Source organism: Pseudomonas sp. TE3552 (assembly GCF_056278945.1).
In genome coordinates this window covers 5471073-5492270 of sequence record NZ_JBWBQJ010000001.1, presented here as the reverse complement: position 1 = coordinate 5492270, position 21198 = coordinate 5471073, and the positions used below count along the sequence as shown (strand labels likewise).

Annotated in this window: 24 protein-coding genes and 1 pseudogene; 20 read left to right on the top strand and 5 right to left on the bottom strand. The window is 60.1% G+C overall.

The genetic code is table 11. The features are described 5' to 3' along the window. Positions 1-236 precede the first annotated feature (236 nt). On the top strand, positions 237-1823 hold the full coding sequence (locus tag ACZ9BB_RS24790) for an ABC transporter substrate-binding protein (RefSeq protein WP_476217076.1): 1587 nt from the start codon (positions 237-239) through the stop codon (positions 1821-1823). A 69-nt stretch (positions 1824-1892) separates the two neighbouring features. On the opposite strand, the gene radC is transcribed toward ACZ9BB_RS24790, so the two are convergent. Further along, positions 1893-2567 carry a RadC family protein gene (radC, locus tag ACZ9BB_RS24785; protein WP_476217074.1) on the bottom strand — a complete coding sequence of 225 codons (675 nt, stop codon included), beginning with the start codon at positions 2565-2567 and terminating at the stop codon, positions 1893-1895. A gap of 135 nt (positions 2568-2702) precedes the next feature. Here radC and coaBC point away from each other — a divergent pair, with 135 nt between their 5' ends. The 8 genes and pseudogenes from coaBC (at position 2703) to ACZ9BB_RS24745 (ending at position 8380) form a co-directional block, all read left to right on the top strand. Continuing rightward, positions 2703-3911 (top strand): bifunctional phosphopantothenoylcysteine decarboxylase/phosphopantothenate--cysteine ligase CoaBC, encoded by a 1209-nt coding sequence (gene coaBC / locus ACZ9BB_RS24780; protein WP_476218415.1) that lies wholly within the window; start codon positions 2703-2705, stop codon positions 3909-3911. A 5-nt stretch (positions 3912-3916) separates the two neighbouring features. Further along, positions 3917-4372, top strand: a complete 456-nt coding sequence (gene dut / locus ACZ9BB_RS24775; protein ID WP_007894692.1) for a dUTP diphosphatase — start codon at positions 3917-3919, stop codon at positions 4370-4372. 65 nt (positions 4373-4437) lie between these two features. Beyond that, entirely contained in the window at positions 4438-4638 is a 201-nt protein-coding gene (locus ACZ9BB_RS24770; protein WP_476217072.1) for a hypothetical protein, read from the top strand. Between the two features lie 17 nt (positions 4639-4655). Next, positions 4656-6032 (top strand): annotated as a pseudogene (locus tag ACZ9BB_RS24765) (phosphomannomutase/phosphoglucomutase); the annotation flags it as partial. A 17-nt stretch (positions 6033-6049) separates the two neighbouring features. Next, positions 6050-6955, top strand: a complete 906-nt coding sequence (gene argB, locus ACZ9BB_RS24760) for an acetylglutamate kinase (RefSeq protein ID WP_476217070.1) — start codon at positions 6050-6052, stop codon at positions 6953-6955. A 203-nt stretch (positions 6956-7158) separates the two neighbouring features. Then, a complete protein-coding gene (locus tag ACZ9BB_RS24755) occupies positions 7159-7419 on the top strand; it encodes a hypothetical protein (protein ID WP_476217068.1) in 261 nt (86 codons plus the stop codon). A 17-nt stretch (positions 7420-7436) separates the two neighbouring features. Then, positions 7437-8045, top strand: coding sequence for a hypothetical protein (locus ACZ9BB_RS24750; protein ID WP_476217066.1), 609 nt, complete (start codon positions 7437-7439; stop codon positions 8043-8045). Beyond that, positions 7997-8380: a hypothetical protein gene (locus ACZ9BB_RS24745; RefSeq protein ID WP_476217064.1), complete on the top strand. Its 384-nt coding sequence runs from the start codon at positions 7997-7999 to the stop codon at positions 8378-8380. The genes ACZ9BB_RS24750 and ACZ9BB_RS24745 overlap by 49 nt, the downstream gene beginning before the upstream one ends. Before the next feature lie 190 nt (positions 8381-8570). On the opposite strand, the gene pyrE is transcribed toward ACZ9BB_RS24745, so the two are convergent. After that, positions 8571-9215: an orotate phosphoribosyltransferase gene (gene pyrE, locus ACZ9BB_RS24740; protein WP_007894680.1), complete on the bottom strand. Its 645-nt coding sequence runs from the start codon at positions 9213-9215 to the stop codon at positions 8571-8573. Between the two features lie 81 nt (positions 9216-9296). Between pyrE and ACZ9BB_RS24735 the strand changes: the two genes are divergently transcribed. Beyond that, positions 9297-10076, top strand: coding sequence for an exodeoxyribonuclease III (locus ACZ9BB_RS24735; protein ID WP_003176915.1), 780 nt, complete (start codon positions 9297-9299; stop codon positions 10074-10076). A 91-nt stretch (positions 10077-10167) separates the two neighbouring features. On the opposite strand, the gene ACZ9BB_RS24730 is transcribed toward ACZ9BB_RS24735, so the two are convergent. Next, positions 10168-10536 (bottom strand): DUF4870 domain-containing protein, encoded by a 369-nt coding sequence (locus ACZ9BB_RS24730; RefSeq protein ID WP_476217063.1) that lies wholly within the window; start codon positions 10534-10536, stop codon positions 10168-10170. A 30-nt stretch (positions 10537-10566) separates the two neighbouring features. Further along, the gene (gene rph, locus ACZ9BB_RS24725; RefSeq protein WP_095633619.1) at positions 10567-11289 is read right to left on the bottom strand and encodes a ribonuclease PH; all 723 of its coding nucleotides are present in this window, start codon (positions 11287-11289) and stop codon (positions 10567-10569) included. A gap of 269 nt (positions 11290-11558) precedes the next feature. On the opposite strand from rph, the gene ACZ9BB_RS24720 reads away from it, so the two are divergent. From ACZ9BB_RS24720 to ACZ9BB_RS24695, 6 genes are all read left to right on the top strand, one after another. Further along, the gene (locus ACZ9BB_RS24720) at positions 11559-12422 is read left to right on the top strand and encodes a YicC/YloC family endoribonuclease (protein ID WP_476217060.1); all 864 of its coding nucleotides are present in this window, start codon (positions 11559-11561) and stop codon (positions 12420-12422) included. A gap of 12 nt (positions 12423-12434) precedes the next feature. Continuing rightward, positions 12435-13055, top strand: a complete 621-nt coding sequence (gene gmk / locus ACZ9BB_RS24715) for a guanylate kinase (protein ID WP_476217058.1) — start codon at positions 12435-12437, stop codon at positions 13053-13055. A 167-nt stretch (positions 13056-13222) separates the two neighbouring features. Further along, positions 13223-13486, top strand: coding sequence for a DNA-directed RNA polymerase subunit omega (gene rpoZ, locus ACZ9BB_RS24710; RefSeq protein WP_003177259.1), 264 nt, complete (start codon positions 13223-13225; stop codon positions 13484-13486). 57 nt (positions 13487-13543) lie between these two features. Then, the gene (gene spoT / locus ACZ9BB_RS24705; protein ID WP_007894658.1) at positions 13544-15649 is read left to right on the top strand and encodes a bifunctional GTP diphosphokinase/guanosine-3',5'-bis pyrophosphate 3'-pyrophosphohydrolase; all 2106 of its coding nucleotides are present in this window, start codon (positions 13544-13546) and stop codon (positions 15647-15649) included. A gap of 24 nt (positions 15650-15673) precedes the next feature. Continuing rightward, on the top strand, positions 15674-16054 hold the full coding sequence (locus ACZ9BB_RS24700) for a RidA family protein (RefSeq protein WP_014340863.1): 381 nt from the start codon (positions 15674-15676) through the stop codon (positions 16052-16054). Positions 16055-16111: 57 nt separating this feature from the next. Next, complete coding sequence (locus ACZ9BB_RS24695) at positions 16112-16852, top strand: hypothetical protein (protein WP_476217055.1); 741 nt, start codon at positions 16112-16114, stop codon at positions 16850-16852. Positions 16853-16929: 77 nt separating this feature from the next. On the opposite strand, the gene ACZ9BB_RS24690 is transcribed toward ACZ9BB_RS24695, so the two are convergent. After that, positions 16930-17787: an SDR family oxidoreductase gene (locus ACZ9BB_RS24690; protein WP_476217053.1), complete on the bottom strand. Its 858-nt coding sequence runs from the start codon at positions 17785-17787 to the stop codon at positions 16930-16932. Between the two features lie 189 nt (positions 17788-17976). Here ACZ9BB_RS24690 and exbB point away from each other — a divergent pair, with 189 nt between their 5' ends. The 4 genes from exbB (at position 17977) to ACZ9BB_RS24670 (ending at position 21195) form a co-directional block, all read left to right on the top strand. Continuing rightward, entirely contained in the window at positions 17977-18924 is a 948-nt protein-coding gene (exbB, locus tag ACZ9BB_RS24685; RefSeq protein WP_476217051.1) for a tonB-system energizer ExbB, read from the top strand. 6 nt (positions 18925-18930) lie between these two features. Then, positions 18931-19359, top strand: coding sequence for a TonB system transport protein ExbD (gene exbD, locus ACZ9BB_RS24680; RefSeq protein WP_007934588.1), 429 nt, complete (start codon positions 18931-18933; stop codon positions 19357-19359). Further along, on the top strand, positions 19356-20102 hold the full coding sequence (locus ACZ9BB_RS24675) for a TonB family protein (RefSeq protein WP_476217049.1): 747 nt from the start codon (positions 19356-19358) through the stop codon (positions 20100-20102). The genes exbD and ACZ9BB_RS24675 overlap by 4 nt, the downstream gene beginning before the upstream one ends. 163 nt (positions 20103-20265) lie before the next feature. Then, complete coding sequence (locus tag ACZ9BB_RS24670) at positions 20266-21195, top strand: LysR substrate-binding domain-containing protein (protein WP_476217047.1); 930 nt, start codon at positions 20266-20268, stop codon at positions 21193-21195. Positions 21196-21198: the final 3 nt, after the last annotated feature.

Below are 21198 nucleotides of genomic sequence, written 5' to 3'. Positions count from 1 at the left end.
TTTTTCGAGCTGCGAGCGCCTTGGATAAAGGCCGTCATCGATAGAGACCGCTCGTCGCAGAAAATCGGCCAACCGGCCAATCGAGGATTTTTCCCAGCCAGCACTCACCGAAAACAATCGCCCATACTCCCCTCAAAATGAAAAAGGGGATAGTCATTTGCAAAAGAGCCCACTAGGGTAAGCCTTTTCCAGACTGCACTTGCAGATGGGCCTTCGATCTGTAAAGGAATCCGACCATGCGCCTCGCTGCCCTACCGCTGCTGCTCGCCCCGCTTCTACTGAGCCCTCTCGCCCAGGCTGCCGCCCTGAGCGTCTGTACCGAGGCCAGCCCGGAAGGGTTCGACGTGGTGCAATACAACTCGCTGACCACCACCAACGCCTCGGCCGATGTGCTGATGAACCGCCTGGTGGACTTCGACACCGCCAGCGGCAAAGTGGTTGCCAGCCTTGCAGACAGTTGGGAAGTCACGCCCGACGGCCTGGCCTACGTCTTCAAATTGCACCCGCAGGTTAAATTTCACCACACTGAGTACTTCAGCCCGACGCGCGACCTGACTGCCGAAGACGTGAAATTCAGCTTCGACCGCATGCTCGACCCGGCAAACCCGTGGCACAAAGTTGCCCAGAGCGGCTTCCCACACGCCCAGTCGATGCAGTTACCGGCGCTGATCAAGAAGATCGACGCACTGGACCCGCTCACCATCCGTTTCACCCTCGATCACCCGGACTCGACGTTCCTGCCGACCCTGACCATGGGGTTCGCCTCGATCTATTCGGCCGAATACGCCGACCAGCTGATGAAGGCCGGCACTCCGGAGAAGCTCAACAGCCAGCCGATCGGCAGCGGCCCATTTGTCTTCACGCGCTTCCAGAAAGATGCCTCGATTCGCTATAAGGCCAACCGCGACTACTTCCAGGGCAAGCCATCGGTGGACCCGTTGATCTTCGCGATCACCCCGGACGCCAACGTGCGCTTGCAGAAATTGCGCCGCAACGAGTGCCAGATCGCCCTGTCGCCCAAACCTCTGGACGTACAGGCTGCGAAGCAGGAACCGACCCTGAAGGTGGAAAAGACTGACGCCTTCATGACCGCATTCGTCGGCATTAACAGCCAGCATCCGCCGCTGGACAAACCTGAAGTGCGTCAGGCAATCAACCTGGCGTTCGACAAGGCCAGCTACCTCAAGGCGGTGTTCGAAGACACTGCCGAGGCTGCCAATGGCCCGTACCCGCCCAATACCTGGAGCTATGCCAAAAACCTGCCGGGCTATCCCCACGATGTCGAGAAAGCCCGGGCATTGATGGCCAAGGCCGGGCTCAAGAATGGCTTCCAGACCACTATCTGGACCCGCCCTTCCGGTAGCCTGCTGAACCCCAATCCGAGCCTCGGCGCGCAACTGCTTCAGTCGGACCTGGCGGAAATCGGCATTCAGGCCGAGATTCGCGTGATCGAATGGGGCGAACTGATTCGTCGCGCCAAGGCCGGCGAGCATGACCTGCTGTTCATGGGCTGGGCTGGCGACAACGGTGACCCGGACAACTTCCTCACGCCGCAGTTTTCCTGCGCGGCGGTCAAATCCGGCACCAACTTCGCCCGTTACTGCAATCAGGACCTGGACAAGCTGATCAGCGCCGGCAAGACCACCGGCGAACAAGGTGTGCGCACCAAACTCTACGAACAGGCCCAGGCGCAGATCCAGCAACAGGCGTTGTGGCTGCCACTGGCTCACCCGACGGCCTTCGCCCTGACACGCAAGGATGTCGAGGGTTACTCGGTCAGCCCGTTTGGGCGCCAGGATTACTCGAAGGTCAACTTCAAGTAATCGAGTCGCCAAAAAAACATGTACAAGCGGGCTTGCCCGCTTCCACAGGGTTTTCGTTTAACTCCCCCCTTACATCCACCCATACTCGGCCATGGACAGCGGATCGCCGTCACCGACAATGAAATGGTCGAGTACCCGCACATCGATCAGGTCCAGCGCCTCTTGCAGGCGCTTGGTCAGTATCCGGTCGGCCTGACTGGGGTCGGTGTTGCCCGACGGATGGTTGTGGCACAGGATCAGCGCTGCGGCGTTGTGAGCCAGGGCGCGCTTGACCACCTGCCGCGGATAAACGCTGGTGCTGTCGATGGAGCCGCGAAATAGCGCCTCAAAGGCCAACACCCGGTGTTTGGAGTCGAGAAACAGGCAACCGAACACCTCGTGAGGCTCATGACGCAGCATCGACTTGAGGTAGTCACGCACCGCCAACGGACTCTCCAGCACTGAGTTGTGACGCAAACGCTCGGCAAGATGCCGCCGGGCCATTTCCAGCACCGCCTGCAACTGGGCGAACTTTGCCGGCCCAAGGCCCAACTGGCCGCTGAAGGTCGGCTGATCGGCCTCAAGCAACGTACGCAGGCTGCCAAATTGATACAGCAGGTGTCGCGCCAGATCTACCGCGCTTTTGCCGGACACGCCGGTTCGTAGAAAGATCGCCAGCAACTCGGCGTCGGAAAGGCTCGCCGGGCCCTGTTCAAGTAGTTTCTCCCGCGGCCGTTCCGCCGCCGGCCAATCGCGAATGCTCATAACACCTCCATGTCTGTGGGCGCCGCTGTTCCATAGCGGTCGCTGTGATATCGTAGCCCATCTTTTTTGCGGGCGATTTCATCCCTGGGGAGGGGGTATCGCCATGCAGTCATCAACGAAATGAAAGGCAGACCTATGCAGCGGCTGTATCGGAAACGCATCGTTCTGGGCGTCGGCGGCGGTATCGCTGCCTACAAGAGCGCCGAGCTGGTTCGCCGCCTGATCGACCAGGGCGCCGAAGTGCGCGTGGTCATGACCCGTGGCGGCAGCGAGTTCATCACACCGTTGACCATGCAGGCCTTGTCCGGGCATCCGGTCCACCTCGATTTGCTGGACCCGGCAGCCGAGGCCGCCATGGGCCACATCGAGCTGGCCAAATGGGCTGACCTGGTGCTGATCGCCCCCGCCACCGCGGACCTGATCGCCCGCCTGGCCCAAGGCATTGCCGACGACCTGCTGACCACGCTGGTGCTGGCCACCGACGCGGTGGTCGCGGTGGCGCCAGCGATGAACCAGGCCATGTGGCGCGACCCGGCGACCCAGGCGAACCTGCAAACCCTCGAAAGCCGCAGCCTCAAAGTCTTCGGCCCGGCCTCCGGCAGCCAGGCCTGCGGCGACGTCGGCATGGGCCGCATGCTCGAAGCCACCGACCTCGCCCAGTGCGCGGCGGACTGCTTCCAGCGCCAGGCACTGACCGGCAAACACGTGCTGATCACCGCCGGCCCGACCCAGGAAAACATCGACCCGGTGCGCTACATCACCAACCACAGCTCCGGGAAAATGGGCTTTGCCCTGGCCGAAGCCGCGGTAGAAGCCGGCGCCCGCGTGACCCTGATCACCGGTCCCGTGCACCTGCCAACCCCGGATCGCGTCACGCGTATCGACGTGGTCAGTGCCCGCGACATGCTCGCTGCCTGTGAAGCCGCGATCCCCTGCGACCTGTTCATCGCCTCTGCCGCGGTCGCGGACTACCGCCCGGAAGTCGTCGCCCCACAAAAACTCAAGAAAGACCCTACGAACGGCGACGGCTTGTTGCTACAGATGGTGCGCAACCCGGACATCCTGGCCACCATCGCCACCCGTCCCGACCGTCCGTTCAGTGTCGGCTTCGCCGCCGAAACCGAACATTTGCTCGATTACGCTGCCCGCAAGTTGAAAGACAAGAACCTCGACCTGATCGTCGCCAACGACGTCGCCAACCCGAGTATTGGCTTCAACAGCGAAGAAAACGCCTGCAGCGTGATCGACCGTGAGCTGCACGCCACACTTTTCGCCCAGACCAGCAAGAGCAAGATTGCTCGCCAGCTGATCACTTTTATCGCCGAACGTCTGAACCAGGTTTAATTTACATGCACGCTTTGCAAGCCAAGATCCTCGACCCACGCATTGGTACCGAATTTCCGCTGCCGCAGTACGCCACGCCAGGCTCCGCCGGCCTCGACCTGCGCGCCATGCTGGAAAAAGACACCGTCATCAAGCCGGGCGAAACCCTGCTAATCCCTACTGGCCTGTCGGTGTACATCGGCGATCCAGGCCTGGCGGCATTGATTCTGCCGCGCTCGGGCCTGGGCCATAAGCACGGCATCGTGCTGGGTAATCTGGTCGGTTTGATCGACTCCGATTATCAGGGCCCGCTGATGGTGTCTTGCTGGAACCGTGGCCAGACCGATTTCAACATGGTGGTAGGCGAACGCCTGGCCCAATTGGTGCTGGTACCGGTAGTTCAAGCGCATTTTGAAATGGTCGAAGAGTTCGTCGAAACCCAGCGCGGCACCGGCGGGTTCGGCCACTCCGGCAGCCACTGATCATCGGCATTCAGGCTGGGAGCCCTGCCCGGCCTGACCTGTCCTCTGCATTTTAAGGATGAAAATTGCAAAGACGTCATCTGGAAGGTTTACCACTGGAAATCAAGGCATTGGCCGGCCAATTACTCGCCGATGCTGATGGCATGGCCTTTTCGCACCACGAACTCTCAGCCGAAAACGCCGTCATACCCTTCAGTTTGAACCTGCCGACGAGTTCTTCGCCGGCAGGTCCAGCCACTTTTGAAATGGAGCATTCCTACAGATGAGCACCCCAGCCCAAGTCGCACCCAAGTTCCCCGACAGCATCTTCCGCGCCTACGACATTCGCGGCACCGTCCCGGAATTCCTGAACGCCGAAACCGCTTATTGGCTCGGTCGCGCCATCGGTTCCCAGAGCCTGGCCCAGGACGAACCCAATGTGTCCGTCGGCCGCGACGGCCGTCTGTCCGGTCCGGAACTGGTCGAACAACTGATCCAGGGCCTGGCCGACAGCGGTTGCCACGTCAGCGACGTCGGCCTGGTGCCAACGCCTGCGCTGTACTACGCCGCCAACGTACTGGCGGGCAAATCCGGCGTGATGCTCACCGGCAGCCACAATCCGTCGAACTACAACGGTTTCAAGATCGTGATTGCCGGCGACACCCTGGCCAACGAACAGATCCAGGCCCTGCACGAACGCCTCAAGACCAACAACCTGAGCAGCGGCAAGGGCAGCATCACCAAGGTCGAGATCCTCGATCGCTACAACACCGAGATCGTCCAGGACATCAAACTGGCTCGCCGCCTGAAAGTGGTGGTCGATTGCGGTAACGGCGCGGCCGGCGTGATTGCCCCACAACTGATCGAAGCCCTGAACTGCGAAGTCATTCCGCTGTTCTGCGAAGTCGACGGCAACTTCCCGAACCACCACCCGGACCCGGGCAAGCCTGAAAACCTCGTGGACCTGATCGCCAAGGTCAAGGAAACCAACGCCGACCTGGGCTTGGCCTTCGACGGCGACGGCGACCGTGTGGGCGTCGTTACCAACACCGGCAGCATCGTTTTCCCTGATCGCCTGTTGATGCTGTTCGCCCGCGACGTCGTGGCGCGTAACCCGAACGCGGAAATCATCTTCGACGTCAAATGCACCCGCCGCCTGATCCCGCTGATCAAGGAATATGGCGGTCGTCCGCTGATGTGGAAAACCGGTCACTCGCTGATCAAAAAGAAAATGAAACAATCCGGCGCCCTGTTGGCCGGCGAAATGAGCGGACACATCTTCTTCAAGGAGCGCTGGTTCGGTTTCGACGATGGCATTTACGCCGCCGCACGGCTGCTGGAGATCCTCAGCAAGGAAAAATCCACCGCGGAAGAGTTGTTCGCGACCTTCCCGAACGATATTTCTACGCCGGAGATCAATATCCATGTGACCGAAGAGAGCAAATTCAGCATCATTGATGCACTGCACGACGCACAGTGGGGTGAAGGCGCCGACCTGACCACCATTGACGGCGTGCGAGTCGACTATGCCAAAGGCTGGGGCCTGGTTCGCGCCTCCAACACCACACCGGTGCTGGTGCTGCGCTTCGAGGCCGATGACGCGGCTGAATTGCAACGCATCAAGGACGTTTTCCACGTCCAGTTAAAGCGTGTTGCACCTGATCTCCAACTACCGTTCTGATTCACCCGGAGCCCTGAATGACCCTCGAACGCGAAGCCGCCGCCAACACCGCCAAGGTCCTGTCCGAAGCGCTGCCTTACATCCGCCGCTATGTCGGCAAGACGCTGGTGATCAAATACGGCGGCAACGCGATGGAAAGCGAGGAGCTGAAAACTGGCTTCGCCCGCGACATCGTGCTGATGAAAGCCGTCGGCATTAATCCGGTGGTGGTTCATGGCGGCGGCCCGCAAATCGGCGACCTGCTCAAGCGTCTGTCGATCGAGAGCCACTTTGTCGATGGCATGCGCGTCACCGACGCTGCGACCATGGACGTGGTGGAAATGGTCCTCGGCGGCCAGGTCAACAAGGACATCGTCAACCTGATCAACCGTCACGGCGGCAGTGCCATCGGCCTGACCGGTAAAGACGCCGAGCTGATTCGCGCGAAGAAGCTCACCGTCACCCGCCAGACCCCAGAGATGACCACCCCGGAAATCATCGACATCGGCCACGTCGGCGAAGTGGTCGGCATCAACACCGACCTGCTGAACCTGCTGGTCAAAGGCGATTTCATCCCGGTGATCGCGCCGATCGGCGTCGGCGCCAACGGCGAGTCGTACAACATCAACGCCGATCTGGTGGCCGGTAAAGTAGCCGAGGCACTGAAAGCTGAAAAGCTGATGCTGCTGACCAACATCGCCGGCCTGATGGACAAGTCCGGCAAGGTCCTGACCGGCCTGAGCACCCAGCAAGTCGACGAGCTGATCGCCGACGGCACCATCTACGGCGGCATGCTGCCGAAGATTCGTTGCGCGCTGGAAGCGGTACAAGGTGGCGTGGGCAGTTCGTTGATCATTGATGGTCGGGTGCCGAATGCGATTCTGCTGGAAATCTTCACCGACACCGGTGTGGGCACCTTGATCAGCAATCGCAAGCGTCACTGATCCAACACCTCAAAAAGATCGCAGCCTTCGGTTGCTCCTATGACAGAGGATTTTTCGGATGTACGAAAAATCTGTAGGAGCTGACGAAGTCTGCGATCTTTTTTATGCGCGCAGGAAATGCCTGACCTGACTAAGCGAAACGCCCGACATCGCGAAGGAAGCAATCTGCATAGGATCGTCTCTGTATCCACAGGAGACTTACCATGCATAAAGACTACGTCCCTTACGGCAGTGATGTTTCAGCTGGCACCTATGCCTGCGTCGACTGCGGTCATGAGTATTCCAATCAGGCCAAGACGTCGATGCCGCCATGCCCGCAACTCCGCAAAACCGCACACACCCGTCATGGCTGGAAAATTCTGACCGGTCAGGGCGATGCCGCTGCTGATCCGTACCCGGAGAAAACCGATAAACCCGCCGGGATCAAAAAGGCCGAAACTCTCAGTACCCCCCATAAAAAATAATCCTGGAGGACTGAGCCATGCAGATCTCGTTCACGATCGACGCCCAGGCCTTCGACCTAGAACAAAAGGAACCGGTCAAAAAGACCCTGAGGATTTCTGACAGCGAAATCGCCCACACCCTACAGCGGATAGCGAAAGCGAGCCTCACCGAATACCTGAAAATGCTGGTCGAAGGCGGCATGCCGAGCCGAGCTGACGAGGCAAAACAGGATCGTTTGCTGTATCTGATTCAGAGCTACTTCGGGCAAACCCTGCCAACCGAATCGCAGATATCGACGATTTTCCAACTCACCCAAAGCCAGAGCAAAACCCTGCTGAAGAACACGGTTTCACGCTTTCGCAATCAGCTGGACGAGATCCTTCAAAACAGCATGCGGGCCGTGATCGAATCCGCAGAGCACGCGCAAACGGTTTATCTGGTGGTCATCAGCTCTGACGTCATCCGTGATGAACTGAACATGCTGATCACCCAGAACCAGCCGACCTTCAAACCCATCATCAAACGCAAAGGCAGCGCCGGGCAGTTCGAGATCAGCGAAGATCTCCCACGCCCTGCTGTGCCAGACACTCGGCCTGAATGCCGTTCAGTGACATCGTTGCGGTCAGCGGCTTGCTGCTGCCCCTGACCACCTTTCTGTTCAATCTGGCTTGGCCGACGCTGCACGAAGCGTTGGCGCTGAACGAAAAACAACCAGGTCCGCTGGCCAGAAAACGTAGCCAGGGGAAAGTGATGAGCGTTTTGGTGGGCTGCGCCGTACCGCTGACTTGCGCCTTCATGGCACTGTTTTACGTCAACCTGCCGGCCGCGATGCGGATCATGCGCAGTAGCACGCTGGATCTATGGGATTTCGAGGTGGATCGCACGCTATACGTGATGGTCGTTGCAGCGCTGCTGGTGTTTGCGCTGTTCAACTTGGGATTGACGCTGAAACTAATAGGAAAATGGCGAAGACTGCGCTGACAAAAAAGACCCCGCTCAGACTGGCTGAGCGGGGTCTTTTTTGCTTTCGATACCGTGACAATCCACCTCTGTGGCGAGGGAGCTTGCTCCCGCTTGAGTGCGCAGCACTCACAACATCCTTGGGGCTGCTATGCAGCCCAGCGGGAGCAAGCTCCCTCGCCACACAAACCCGCACCCACAGGGGATGCGGTTACACGCCGAATTGGGCGCGATAGGCTTCAACTGCCGGCAGGTGTTGCTTGAGCTGCGGATCGTCAGCCAGGAATTCGAGTACCTGGTTCAGCGAAACAATGCTGATGACCGGAATGCCGAAGTCACGCTCCACTTCCTGAATGGCCGACAACTCACCGTTGCCACGCTCCTGACGGTTCAGGGCGATCAGCACGCCGGCAGCCTTGGCGCCGTCCTGGGAGGCGATGATCTGCATCACTTCACGAATCGCGGTGCCTGCGGTGATCACGTCGTCGATGATCAGCACGTCGCCGGTCAATGGCGCGCCAACCAGGCTGCCGCCTTCGCCGTGGGCCTTGGCTTCCTTGCGGTTGAAGCACCATGGCAGATCACGGCCATGATGCTCGGCCAGCGCCACGGCGGTGGTCGCCGCCAATGGGATGCCTTTGTAGGCCGGGCCGAACAGCACGTCGAACGAAATACCGCTCTCGACGATGGCTGCCGCGTAGAAACGACCCAGCTGCGCCAGGGCCGAACCTGAGTTGAACAGGCCGGCATTGAAGAAGTATGGACTGGTGCGCCCGGACTTAAGGGTGAACTCACCGAAGCGCAAAACGCCGCGATCGATGGCAAAACGAATGAAATCGCGTTGATACGCTTGCATGAAAAAACCCCAAATACCACGGATTTAGCTAATTAGGTAGACGCCGTGTATCATACCCGCACGCGATTTTTGGGGCCACTTATGCGGATCATCAGTGTGAACGTCAATGGGATTCAGGCTGCAGTCGAGCGTGGTTTGCTCAGTTGGCTGCAAGCACAGAATGCCGACGTCATCTGCCTGCAGGACACCCGCGCCTCCGCCTTTGAACTGGACGATCCAGCCTTCCAACTGGATGGCTACTTCCTTTATGCCTGCGATGCCGAAGTTCCCGCCCAAGGTGGCGTGGCTTTGTACTCGCGGTTGCAACCGAAGGCTGTCATCAGCGGTCTCGGCTTCGAGACGGCCGACCGCTACGGGCGCTACCTGCAAGCCGATTTCGACAAGGTCAGCATCGCGACCTTGCTGCTCCCTTCGGGGCAGAACGGCGATGAAGACTTGAACCAGAAGTTCAAGCTAATGGACGACTTCGCCCGTTATCTGGATAAACAGCGACGCAAACGTCGCGAGTACATTTATTGTGGCTCGCTGTACGTGGCGCAACAGAAGCTGGATATCAAGAACTGGCGCGACAGCCAGCAATCCCCGGGCTTCCTGGCACCTGAGCGTGCCTGGATGGACGAGATTGTCGGCAATATGGGTTATGTCGATGCCCTGCGCGAAGTCAGCCGTGAAGGCGACCAGTACAGCTGGTGGCCGGACAACGAACAGGCCGAGATGCTCAACCTGGGTTGGCGTTTCGACTACCAGTTGCTGACCCCTGGCCTGCGCCGCTTTGTACGCAGCGCGCGTCTGCCACGTCAGCCACGGTTCTCGCAGCACGCACCGCTGATCGTGGACTACGACTGGACGCTGACTATCTAAGCGTGTTTTCGCAGACGCAAAAAAGCCGACATCGCTGTCGGCTTTTTTGTGCGCGCTGACTTTTGCTTTTCGTGGGGATTTTTGCTGTCTGTTATTTGATCAACCGCCAGGTGAACGGATACCGGTAAGGCACCCCGTCATTGGCCTTGAGCCCGGCAATGATGCATAGCACCATCGCCCCGATCAGCACCAACGGCAACAGCGCAAAACCGATCAACACCAGCATCAGCACGTAACAGATACCCGAGACCAGGGCCACGGTGATCTGAAAATTCAGCGCTTCTTTACCTTGGGCGTCGATGAACGGATCGGCTTCACGCTTCCATTGCCAGAGTATCAGCGGCCCGATCAGGTGACCGAACGGAAACCAGACACAGAGAAACGCCGAGAGGTGACAAAACATCGCCCACTGGCGAGCCTCGGGGCTCGGGGTGGGAAGCAGCTGTTGTTCATCACTCATGGCGCTCTCCTTTGCCGGACATCAAAACAATCAGTCAGCCAGTGCAGCCTTTTGCAGTTCGAAAATCTCGATCATGCCTTTCTTCGCCAGCGCCAGCATCGCGTTCAGCTCTTCCGGCTGGAACGGCGCGCCTTCAGCAGTGCCCTGAACTTCGATGAAACCGCCCGTGCTGGTCATCACCACGTTGAGGTCAGTCTCGGCAGCCGAATCTTCCAGATAGTCGAGGTCAAGCACAGGCTCGCCCTGATACATGCCCACCGAAACGGCAGCGATCATTTGCTTGAGCGGGTCGCCACCTTTGAGGCCGCCGCGCTTTTTGATCACTTTCAAGGCATCGATCAGTGCAACCATAGCACCAGTGATGGATGCGGTGCGGGTGCCGCCGTCAGCCTGGATCACGTCGCAGTCGACGTACAGAGTAACGTCGCCCAGCTTGGACATGTCCAGCGCAGCGCGCAGGGAACGACCGATCAAACGCTGGATTTCCAGTGTACGGCCGCCTTGCTTGCCGCGGCTGGCTTCACGCTGGTTACGCTCGCCGGTGGCGCGCGGCAGCATGCCGTATTCGGCGGTCAACCAGCCTTGGCCCTGGCCTTTCAGGAAGCGCGGCACGCCATTCTCGACGCTGACGGTGCAGATGACCTTGGTATCACCGAACTCCACCAGTACAGATCCCTCGGCGTGTTTGGTGTAGTTGCGGGTAATGCGGATCGAGCGGAGCTGATCGGCAGCGCGACCACTTGGACGTTTCATAGGGATTACCTGTACGGAGGACGGAAAACTGCCGAGCATTATAGAGCCGTGGGCCGCGAGTGGGCACTTCTAAAAAAATCGCCCGACGATTGAAGCCCCTGAATAGAGCGTAGCCGACGGCCTGCAGCTCTTTGTCACCGCGTGTGTTTGGGCGCATTCGCCCCACTGCGCTACAATCCTGCGCCTTTGCTGCCTGTCGGCTTTAATTCACAGATATCAGGTCCGCGAAACCACTGGTTACGCGCTGACCTGCATTGCGAGGTACCTCCATGGTGCACAGCATGACCGCCTTCGCCCGCGTCGAGAAAGCAGGCATCCAGGGCACCCTGAGCTGGGAACTGCGCTCGGTCAACAGCCGCTACCTGGAACCCCATCTGCGCCTGCCGGAATCTTTCCGCGACCTTGAGGGCGCGGTCCGCGAAGCCCTGCGCCAGGGAATTTCCCGGGGCAAGCTCGAATGCACCCTGCGTTTCACCGAAGAAAGCACTGGCAAACCGCTGCAAGTGGACCGCGAGCGCGCCGCGCAACTGGTCGCTGCCGCCGAGACCGTCGCTAGCCTGATCAAGAACCCCGCCGCGCTGAACCCGCTGGAAGTCCTGGCCTGGCCCGGCGTACTGGTGGCCGACGCCGCCGACCCGCAAGCGCTGAATGCCGAAGCCATGGCGCTGTTCAACCAGGGCCTGAAAGAACTCAAGGCCGGCCGCGAGCGCGAAGGCGCGGAGCTGGCGCGGTTGATCAACGAGCGCCTGACGTCCATTGAAGAAGATGTGGTGATCCTGCGTGAGTTGGTCCCGCAGATGCTCGCCACCCAGCGCCAGAAAGTCCTCGACCGCTTCACCGACATGAAGGCCGACCTTGACCCGCAGCGTCTGGAGCAGGAAATGGTCATGCTCGCGCAAAAGAGCGACGTTGCCGAAGAACTGGATCGCCTGAGCACCCACATCATCGAAGTTCGCCGGGTGCTGAAATCCGGCGGTGCTGCTGGTCGGCGCCTGGACTTCCTGATGCAGGAACTCAACCGCGAAGCCAACACACTGGGCTCCAAAGCCTTCGACCCGCGCAGCACCCAGGCTGCGGTCAACCTCAAGGTGTTGATCGAGCAGATGCGCGAACAAGTGCAGAATATTGAGTAAGGCAAACCCGACATGACCCACAGCACCGGCACTCTCTACATCATTTCCGCGCCTTCGGGCGCAGGCAAGACCAGCCTGGTCAAGGCGTTGATCGACGCCCAGCCACAGATCCAGGTGTCCGTTTCCCACACCACCCGCGCCATGCGCCCGGGTGAAGTGGACGGCGTGAACTACAACTTCGTCTCGCGCGAAGAGTTCGTGAAGATGATCGAACACGGCGACTTCCTGGAGCGGGCCGAAGTCTTCGGCAACCTCTATGGCACTTCGCAAAGCCACTTGCAGCAGACCCTGGATGAAGGTCACGACCTGATTCTGGAAATCGACTGGCAAGGCGCCGAGCAAGTGCGCAAATTGATGCCCCAGGCCCGCTCGATCTTTATTCTGCCGCCGAGCCAGCAAGCCTTGCGTCAGCGCCTGACCAATCGTGGCCAGGACAGCGACGAAATCATCGAAGGCCGGATGCGCGAAGCTGTCAGCGAGATGAGCCACTATGTCGACTACGACTACCTGATCATCAACGACGATTTCGCCCACGCACTGGACGATCTGAAGGCGATTTTCCGCGCCAATCAGCTGCATCAGAAGCGTCAGCAGCAGCGTCACGGCAAATTATTGGCCGAATTGCTCGGCTAAACAGCGCTTCCCAAAACCGCTGCAAGGGCTTTACATTGGCACTTATAGCGCGTTGAAGAGCCTGGTCAAAAAATCAGCGCTTCCCTAATCGCTGGTGATTTTTTAAACTGTTGAGTCCGCTCGCCCAACCGGGCAGCGCGCATATTGCATTCGCTCCGAGGAATACCATGGCCCGCGTAACCGTTGAAGACTGCCTAGAACACGTGGAAAACCGCTTTGAGCTGGTCATGCTCTCTACCAAGCGTGCCCGTCAACTGGCCACCGGTGGCAAAGAGCCCCTGGTTCAGTGGGAAAACGACAAGCCTACAGTTGTAGCCCTGCGTGAAATCGCTGAAGGCCTGATGAGCTACGAGTTCATCGCCAACGCTGAAATCGTCGAAGACGAACCGCTGTTCGCAGCGTTCGAGGACGAGTCCAACGAGGCAGTATAAGTCCATGCCTGGTCGACGTAGCACGGCGCGGGGTCACAACGAACGGCAGGAATTATCATGCCGAGCATAGACGCCCTCGCCGATCGCTTATCGACCTACCTCGGCAAGGACCAGGTCAACCTGGTCCGCCGAGCGTACTTCTACGCCGAACAAGCCCACGACGGCCAACGCCGCCGCAGCGGTGAGGCGTACGTCACGCATCCTCTTGCAGTGGCGAATATTCTTGCCGACATGCACATGGACCATCAAAGCCTGATGGCCGCAATGCTGCATGACGTGATCGAAGACACCGGTATTGCCAAGGAAGCGCTGCAAGCGCAGTTCGGCGAAACCGTGGCCGAACTGGTCGATGGGGTCAGCAAACTGACCCAGATGAACTTCGAGACCAAAGCCGAAGCCCAGGCCGAAAACTTCCAGAAAATGGCCATGGCCATGGCGCGCGACATTCGCGTGATCCTGGTCAAGCTGGCCGACCGCCTGCACAACATGCGAACCCTGGAAGTCCTGTCCGGCGAAAAACGCCGGCGGATCGCCAAGGAAACCCTGGAAATCTATGCGCCCATCGCCAACCGGCTGGGTATGCACGCCATTCGCATAGAGTTCGAAGACCTCGGCTTCAAGGCCATGCACCCGATGCGTTCCGCGCGGATCAACCAGGCGGTCAAACGCGCCCGGGGCAACCGCAAGGAAATCGTCAACAAGATCGAAGAATCCCTCAGCCACTGCCTGGCCATCGACGGCATCCAGGGCGAGGTCAGCGGTCGTCAGAAACACCTCTATGGCATCTACAAGAAAATGCGCGGCAAGCGTCGGGCCTTCAACGAAATCATGGACGTCTACGCGTTCCGGATCATCGTCGACAAGGTCGATACCTGCTACCGCGTGCTGGGTGCCGTGCACAATTTGTACAAACCGTTGCCGGGTCGCTTCAAGGATTACATCGCGATCCCCAAGGCCAACGGCTACCAGTCGCTGCATACCACGCTGTTCGGCATGCACGGTGTACCGATCGAGATCCAGATCCGCACCCGTGAAATGGAAGAGATGGCCAACAACGGCATCGCCGCCCATTGGCTGTACAAATCCAGCGGCGACGAGCAGCCCAAAGGCACGCATGCCCGCGCTCGCCAGTGGGTCAAAGGCGTGCTGGAGATGCAGCAACGGGCTGGCAATTCGCTGGAATTCATCGAAAGCGTGAAGATCGACCTGTTCCCGGACGAGGTCTACGTGTTCACGCCCAAAGGCCGGATCATGGAGCTGCCCAAGGGCTCCACGGCGGTCGACTTCGCTTACGCGGTGCACACCGACGTGGGCAACAGCTGCATTGCCTGTCGGATCAATCGTCGTCTCGCACCGCTGTCCGAGCCGCTGCAAAGTGGCTCCACGGTCGAGATCGTCAGCGCTCCGGGCGCGCGGCCGAACCCGGCATGGCTCAATTTCGTGGTCACCGGCAAGGCGCGGACGCACATCCGCCATGCGCTGAAACTGCAACGCCGCTCCGAATCCATCAGCCTCGGCGAACGCCTGCTGAACAAAGTGCTCAACGGTTTCGACAGTTCCCTGGAAAAAATCCCGGCCGAACGCGTGCAGTTGATGCTCCACGAATACCGCCTGGAACTGATCGAAGACCTGCTCGAAGACATCGGCCTGGGCAATCGCATGGCGTACGTGGTCGCCCGCCGTCTGCTGGGCGAAGGCGAACAGCTGCCAAGCCCCGAAGGTCCGTTGGCGATTCGCGGTACCGAAGGCCTGGTGCTCAGTTACGCCAAGTGCTGCACGCCGATCCCGGGCGACCCGATTGTCGGGCACCTGTCCGCGGGCAAAGGGATGGTGGTGCACCTGGACAACTGCCGCAACATCAGCGAAATCCGCCACAACCCGGAAAAATGCATCCAGCTCTCATGGGCCAAGGATGTCACCGGCGAATTCAACGTCGAACTGCGCGTCGAACTGGAACACCAGCGCGGCCTGATTGCCCTGCTGGCCAGCAGCGTCAACGCAGCCGACGGCAATATCGAAAAAATCAGCATGGACGAACGCGACGGTCGTATCAGCGTGGTTCAACTGGTGGTCAGCGTGCACGACCGCGTGCACCTGGCCCGCGTGATCAAGAAACTGCGCGCCCTGACCGGGGTCATCCGCATCACCCGCATGCGCGCGTAGCCCACCCCTTACAAGGAGTCATTCATGACCAAGACTGTTATCACCAGCGACAAGGCCCCGGCCGCCATCGGTACTTATTCCCAGGCGATCAAGGCTGGCAACACTGTTTACATGTCGGGTCAGATTCCTCTGGACCCAAAAACCATGGAACTGGTCGAAGGCTTCGAAGCCCAGACCGTCCAGGTGTTCGAGAACCTCAAAGCCGTGGCTGAAGCGGCCGGTGGTTCGTTCAAGGACATCGTCAAACTGAACATCTTCCTCACCGACCTGAGCCACTTCGCCAAGGTCAACGAGATCATGGGCAAATACTTCGACCAGCCTTACCCAGCCCGCGCCGCCATCGGCGTAGCGGCCCTGCCAAAGGGCGCGCAGGTTGAAATGGATGCCATTCTGGTCATCGAGTAATGTGTCCGGCGCAGCCGACCAAAGGCTGCGCCGATCTTGCTTTGAAAGGATTCCACCATGCGCCAAGCGCTAGCTCTCTCGCTGGTCGCCCTTCTGTTGGGCGGTTGTGCCAGCGATCCTGCCGACCGTGATATCAGCGGCACCTGGATCAATCAGTCGGCGATCGATGCCGCATCCAAAGGCGGCCCCCTGCGTGAAGCGCTCCAGGCCTATGGTCCGAACCTGGAATGGGACGTCAACACCAGGGCAGGCCAGGCCCGCTACACCAATGGTTTTGAAAACGTCGAAGGCAAGCTGCTGGGCGAAAAGTCCGGCGCCTGGAAAGTCGACTTTTATGGCAGCTCCGCCAGCGAGCTGAAGCGTGATGGCAAGCAACTGAGCCAGGCCGCCAACGATAACGAGCCGGAGCAAGTCTTCGACCGTGCATCGGTCCAGGTTCCGGACGGCGCGCCGATTGGTGCGAGTTTCGAGCGAGCGCTGTATTCGGCTTACATGGGCGGCAGCTGGAGAATCGTCAGCGGCCCCGGCGAAGGCAACACCGTGAAGTTCCAGGCCGATGGCCAAGTCGCCGGCCTGCCCGGTGCGGATCGTTATGCCCTGTGCCTGGCGGGCGATTGTGCGTCGATGAGCGGCGGCAACGACAACATCTGGCTGCAGGTGAACGGCCAGGGCAATACCTGGATCTTTGCGCGCAAGGGCAAGGAACTGGAGATTTTCCAGACGGTGAATACCGCTCTGGCGGACGAAATGCCTTCGTTCACGCCGGGTGATCGCAAGTGGTTGCTCGAGAAGCAGTAATCCGAATCTGAAGCCAACAGATAATCCTGTGGGAGCGGGGCTTGCCCGCTCCCACAGTTTTTGTGTGTAACTGGATTTCAGCAGCGCCCTTCGAGGATCGCAGCATAGCCCTCGCGGAAACTCGGATAGCGCGGCGTCCAGCCCAGCGCCTTCGCTCGGGCATTGCTGCAACGCTTGCTGCCGGCACGACGCACACTGGCGTCTTCGGCCCATTCAGTCACGCCCAAGTACTCCCGCAACCAGCTCACCACCTCGGCCAACGGCGCGGGCGCATCGTCGACACCGATGTAACAATCGTCCAGCGCCACCCCTCGCCGATCCGCCTCAAGCAGAAACGCCAGCAACCCCGCCGCATCGTCGACGTGAATGCGGTTGGCGTACAACGGCGGATCGATCGCCACGCGATAGCCGCGACGGACCTGGGTCAGCAGCCACTCGCGACCCGGACCATAAATACCGGTCAGGCGCACGAGACTGGCCGGGATGCCGCTATCGAGCGCCACCTGCTCGGCTTCGAGCATCAAACGCCCCGAATAACCGCCTGCTACCGTCGGCGAAGTCTCATCGATCCACTCACCGTCCTGCTGGCCATAAACGCTGCTGCTGGAAACGAACAGCAATCGATTGGGGACTTGCCCGTAGTCGCTCAGCCATTCCAGCACGTGCTGCAAACCCTGCACATAAGCGGCGCGGTAACCCGCCTCATTGTGATCGGTGGCCGCCGCGCAATACACCAGGTAATCCACCGCACCGATTGGCCAAGTCGCCGGACAGTCTTTATTGAACAAGTCGCCGGCAACGCCGATCACGCCCTGCGGCAGGCGTGAGACATCACGCCGCAAGCCGTGAACCTCCCACCCACAAGCCAACAATTGCGTGGCCAGACGACTGCCGACATCACCGCAGCCGGCGATCAAAACAGAAGGCGCGGACATCAGATAACTCCCATCGGAAAGGCACAGACTAGCGCCGGCAAGGGACCAGCGGCTAGCAATGAAGGAAAAAAAGATACTCTATTACTTTTGTTAACAAGAATTACTTGCAATAATGCCTGCCACTTTTGTTCTCGGCCTCACGAGGCCTGGAAGAACATTTATCGTCTTTTCCTCTCAGGTCCGGCCAGCATGACACCCAATCAATTCCCCGCTTCGCCAACCAAACGACCTCGCGCCTGGAGCGCGGTGGCCGCCCTGTTGCTCAGCCTGATGCTGGCGCCGACCGCCGCCTTCGCCGATGCACAAGCACCGGCCACACAGCCTGCAGCTCAAACACCTGCCGCACCTGCCGTGGCGCCTGTCGCGACGGATCTGGCCGTGGACTCTGCTGACGCGCCGCAAGTACTCGAAGCCGACAACTCCCTGGGCATGGCCCATGACCTGTCGCCGTGGGGCATGTACCAGAACGCCGACATCATCGTGAAAATCGTGATGATCGGCCTGGCCATCGCCTCAATCATCACCTGGACCATCTGGATCGCCAAGGGCTTCGAGCTGATGGGCGCCAAGCGTCGTCTGCGCACTGAAATCGTCCACCTGAAAAAAGCCGCCACCCTTAAAGACGCCAGCGCAACGGCAGCCAAGGAAGGCACCCTCGCCAACCTGCTGGTCCACGACGCACTGGAAGAAATGCGCCTGTCGGCCAACAGCCGCGAGAAAGAAGGCATCAAGGAGCGCGTGAGCTTCCGTCTCGAACGCCTCGTCGCTGCCTGTGGTCGCAACATGAGCAGCGGCACCGGCGTACTCGCCACCATCGGTTCCACCGCGCCGTTCGTCGGCCTGTTCGGTACCGTTTGGGGCATCATGAACAGCTTCATCGGCATCGCCAAAACCCAGACCACCAACCTCGCCGTCGTGGCCCCCGGCATTGCCGAAGCCCTGCTGGCGACCGCGCTGGGTCTGGTTGCAGCGATTCCTGCAGTGGTCATCTACAACGTCTTCGCCCGCTCCATTGCCGGTTACAAGGCACAAGTGTCCGACGCCTCGGCAGAAGTCCTGCTGCTGGTCAGCCGTGATCTCGACCACCTGCCGACCGAGCAGCGCAGCTCGCAACCGCACATGGTGAAAGTGGGGTAATCGGCCATGGGCCTGCATTTGAAAGAAGGCGCAGACGACGATCTGGCCGAGAACCACGAAATCAACGTCACGCCGTTCATCGACGTGATGCTGGTGCTGTTGATCATCTTCATGGTGGCAGCGCCGCTGGCCACCGTGGACATCAAGGTCGACCTGCCCGCCTCCACCGCCAAACCGGCGCCGCGGCCAGAGAAACCGGTGTTTCTCAGCGTAAAAGCTGACCAGCGCCTGTTCCTCGGCGAAGACGAAGTGAAGACCGAAGCCCTCGGTGCCACGCTCGACGCCAAGACCCAGGGCAAGAAAGACACGACGATCTTCTTCCAGGCCGATAAAGGCGTGGACTACGGCGACCTGATGAGCGTGATGGACGCCCTGCGCGCCGCCGGCTACCTGAAGGTCGGCCTGGTCGGACTCGAGACGGCAGCCAAGAAATGATCAACACGCGCCAAAAGCTGACGCGTTACAGTGGGAGCCTGGTCGTAGTGCTGGGCGTCCATGCGCTGGCCATTGCGCTGGCACTGAACTGGACGTCGCGCCCGCCGATCGAACTGCCGCCGCAAGCGATGATGGTCGAGCTGGCGCCGGTTCCGGCCCCGCCACCGCCCGCACCGCCGAAGGTGATCACGCCGCCACAGCCACCAGCTCCGGTGGAAGAACTACCGATTCCGAAACTGGCTGAAGCGCCGAAGGCCGAGATCGCCGTACCGAAACCGGTCAAACCCAAGCCCAAGCCTCAACCGCCCAAGCCTGTGGAGAAAAAACCGGAGCCACCGAAGGAAAAACCGTCCGAGGCAAAACCGAGCGACGTGCAACCGACCCAGGCACCGACGGAGAAATCCGCTCAGCCGGCACCCGGTCCATCGCCCGCGCAACAAGCCGCCAAGGCCAGTTGGCAAGGCACCCTGCTCGCGCACTTGGCCAAGTACAAAAAGTACCCGGCCAGTGCCCAGCAGCGGGGCAAGGAAGGTTTGAACCGTCTGCGCTTCGTGGTGGATGCCGAAGGGAACGTGTTGTCGTTCGAACTGGTGGGCCGCTCCGGCAACGCCGATCTGGACCGGGCCACCCTGGAAATGATCCGCCGCGCCCAACCGCTGCCCAAGCCACCGGCCGACATGCTGAACAACGGTTCCATCGAAATCGTTGCACCGTTCGTTTACTCGCTGGAACGCCGACGCTAAAACACAATATGCAACACCCATAAAGGCACTCGAAAGGTGCCTTTTGCATATCTGGCAACGGCAAACCTGCATTGCCCAGTGTCACTCAACACACTCAGTCTGATAACGTGCGTCTATCGATTGCAGCCGGTATGCTTGGCCCGCAACTTCATGGACGCTTGCTATGACTCTGACAGAATTACGCTACATCGTTACCCTCGCCCAAGAGCAGCACTTCGGCCACGCGGCCGAGCGTTGCCACGTCAGCCAGCCGACCCTGTCGGTGGGCGTGAAAAAGCTTGAAGACGAACTCGGTGTGCTGATTTTCGAGCGCAGCAAGAGCGCCGTGCGCCTGACCCCGGTCGGCGAAGGCATCGTCGCCCAGGCACAGAAAGTCCTGGAACAGGCCCAAGGCATTCGCGAACTGGCCCAGGCCGGCAAGAACCAGTTGACCGCCCCGCTAAAAGTCGGCGCGATCTACACCGTCGGCCCGTACCTGTTTCCGCACCTGATTCCACAACTGCACCGGGTCGCCCCGCAGATGCCGTTGTACATCGAAGAAAACTTCACCCACGTATTGCGCGACAAACTGCGCAATGGCGAGCTCGACGCGATCATCATCGCCCTGCCGTTCAGCGAAGCCGACGTGCTGACCTTGCAGCTCTACGACGAGCCGTTCTACGTCCTGATGCCAGCCCAGCACCCCTGGACCCAAAAAGAATCCATCGACGCCGCACTGCTCAACGACAAGAGCCTGCTGCTGCTCGGCGAAGGCCACTGCTTCCGCGATCAAGTGCTGGAAGCCTGCCCGACCCTGGCCAAAGGCAACGACGGCGCCAAGCACACCACGGTGGAATCCAGCTCGCTGGAAACCATTCGCCACATGGTCGCTTCCGGTTTGGGTATTTCGATCCTGCCGCTCTCGGCGGTGGACAGCCACCACTACGCTCCCGGCGTGATCGAAGTGCGCCCACTGAGCGCACCGGTGCCGTTTCGCACCGTGGCCATTGCCTGGCGTGCGAGCTTCCCGCGGCCGAAGGCGATTGAAATCCTCGCCGACTCCATTCGCCTGTGCTCGGTGGCCAAGCCGCCAGCGCCGGTGGTTGCCGGTTAAGCG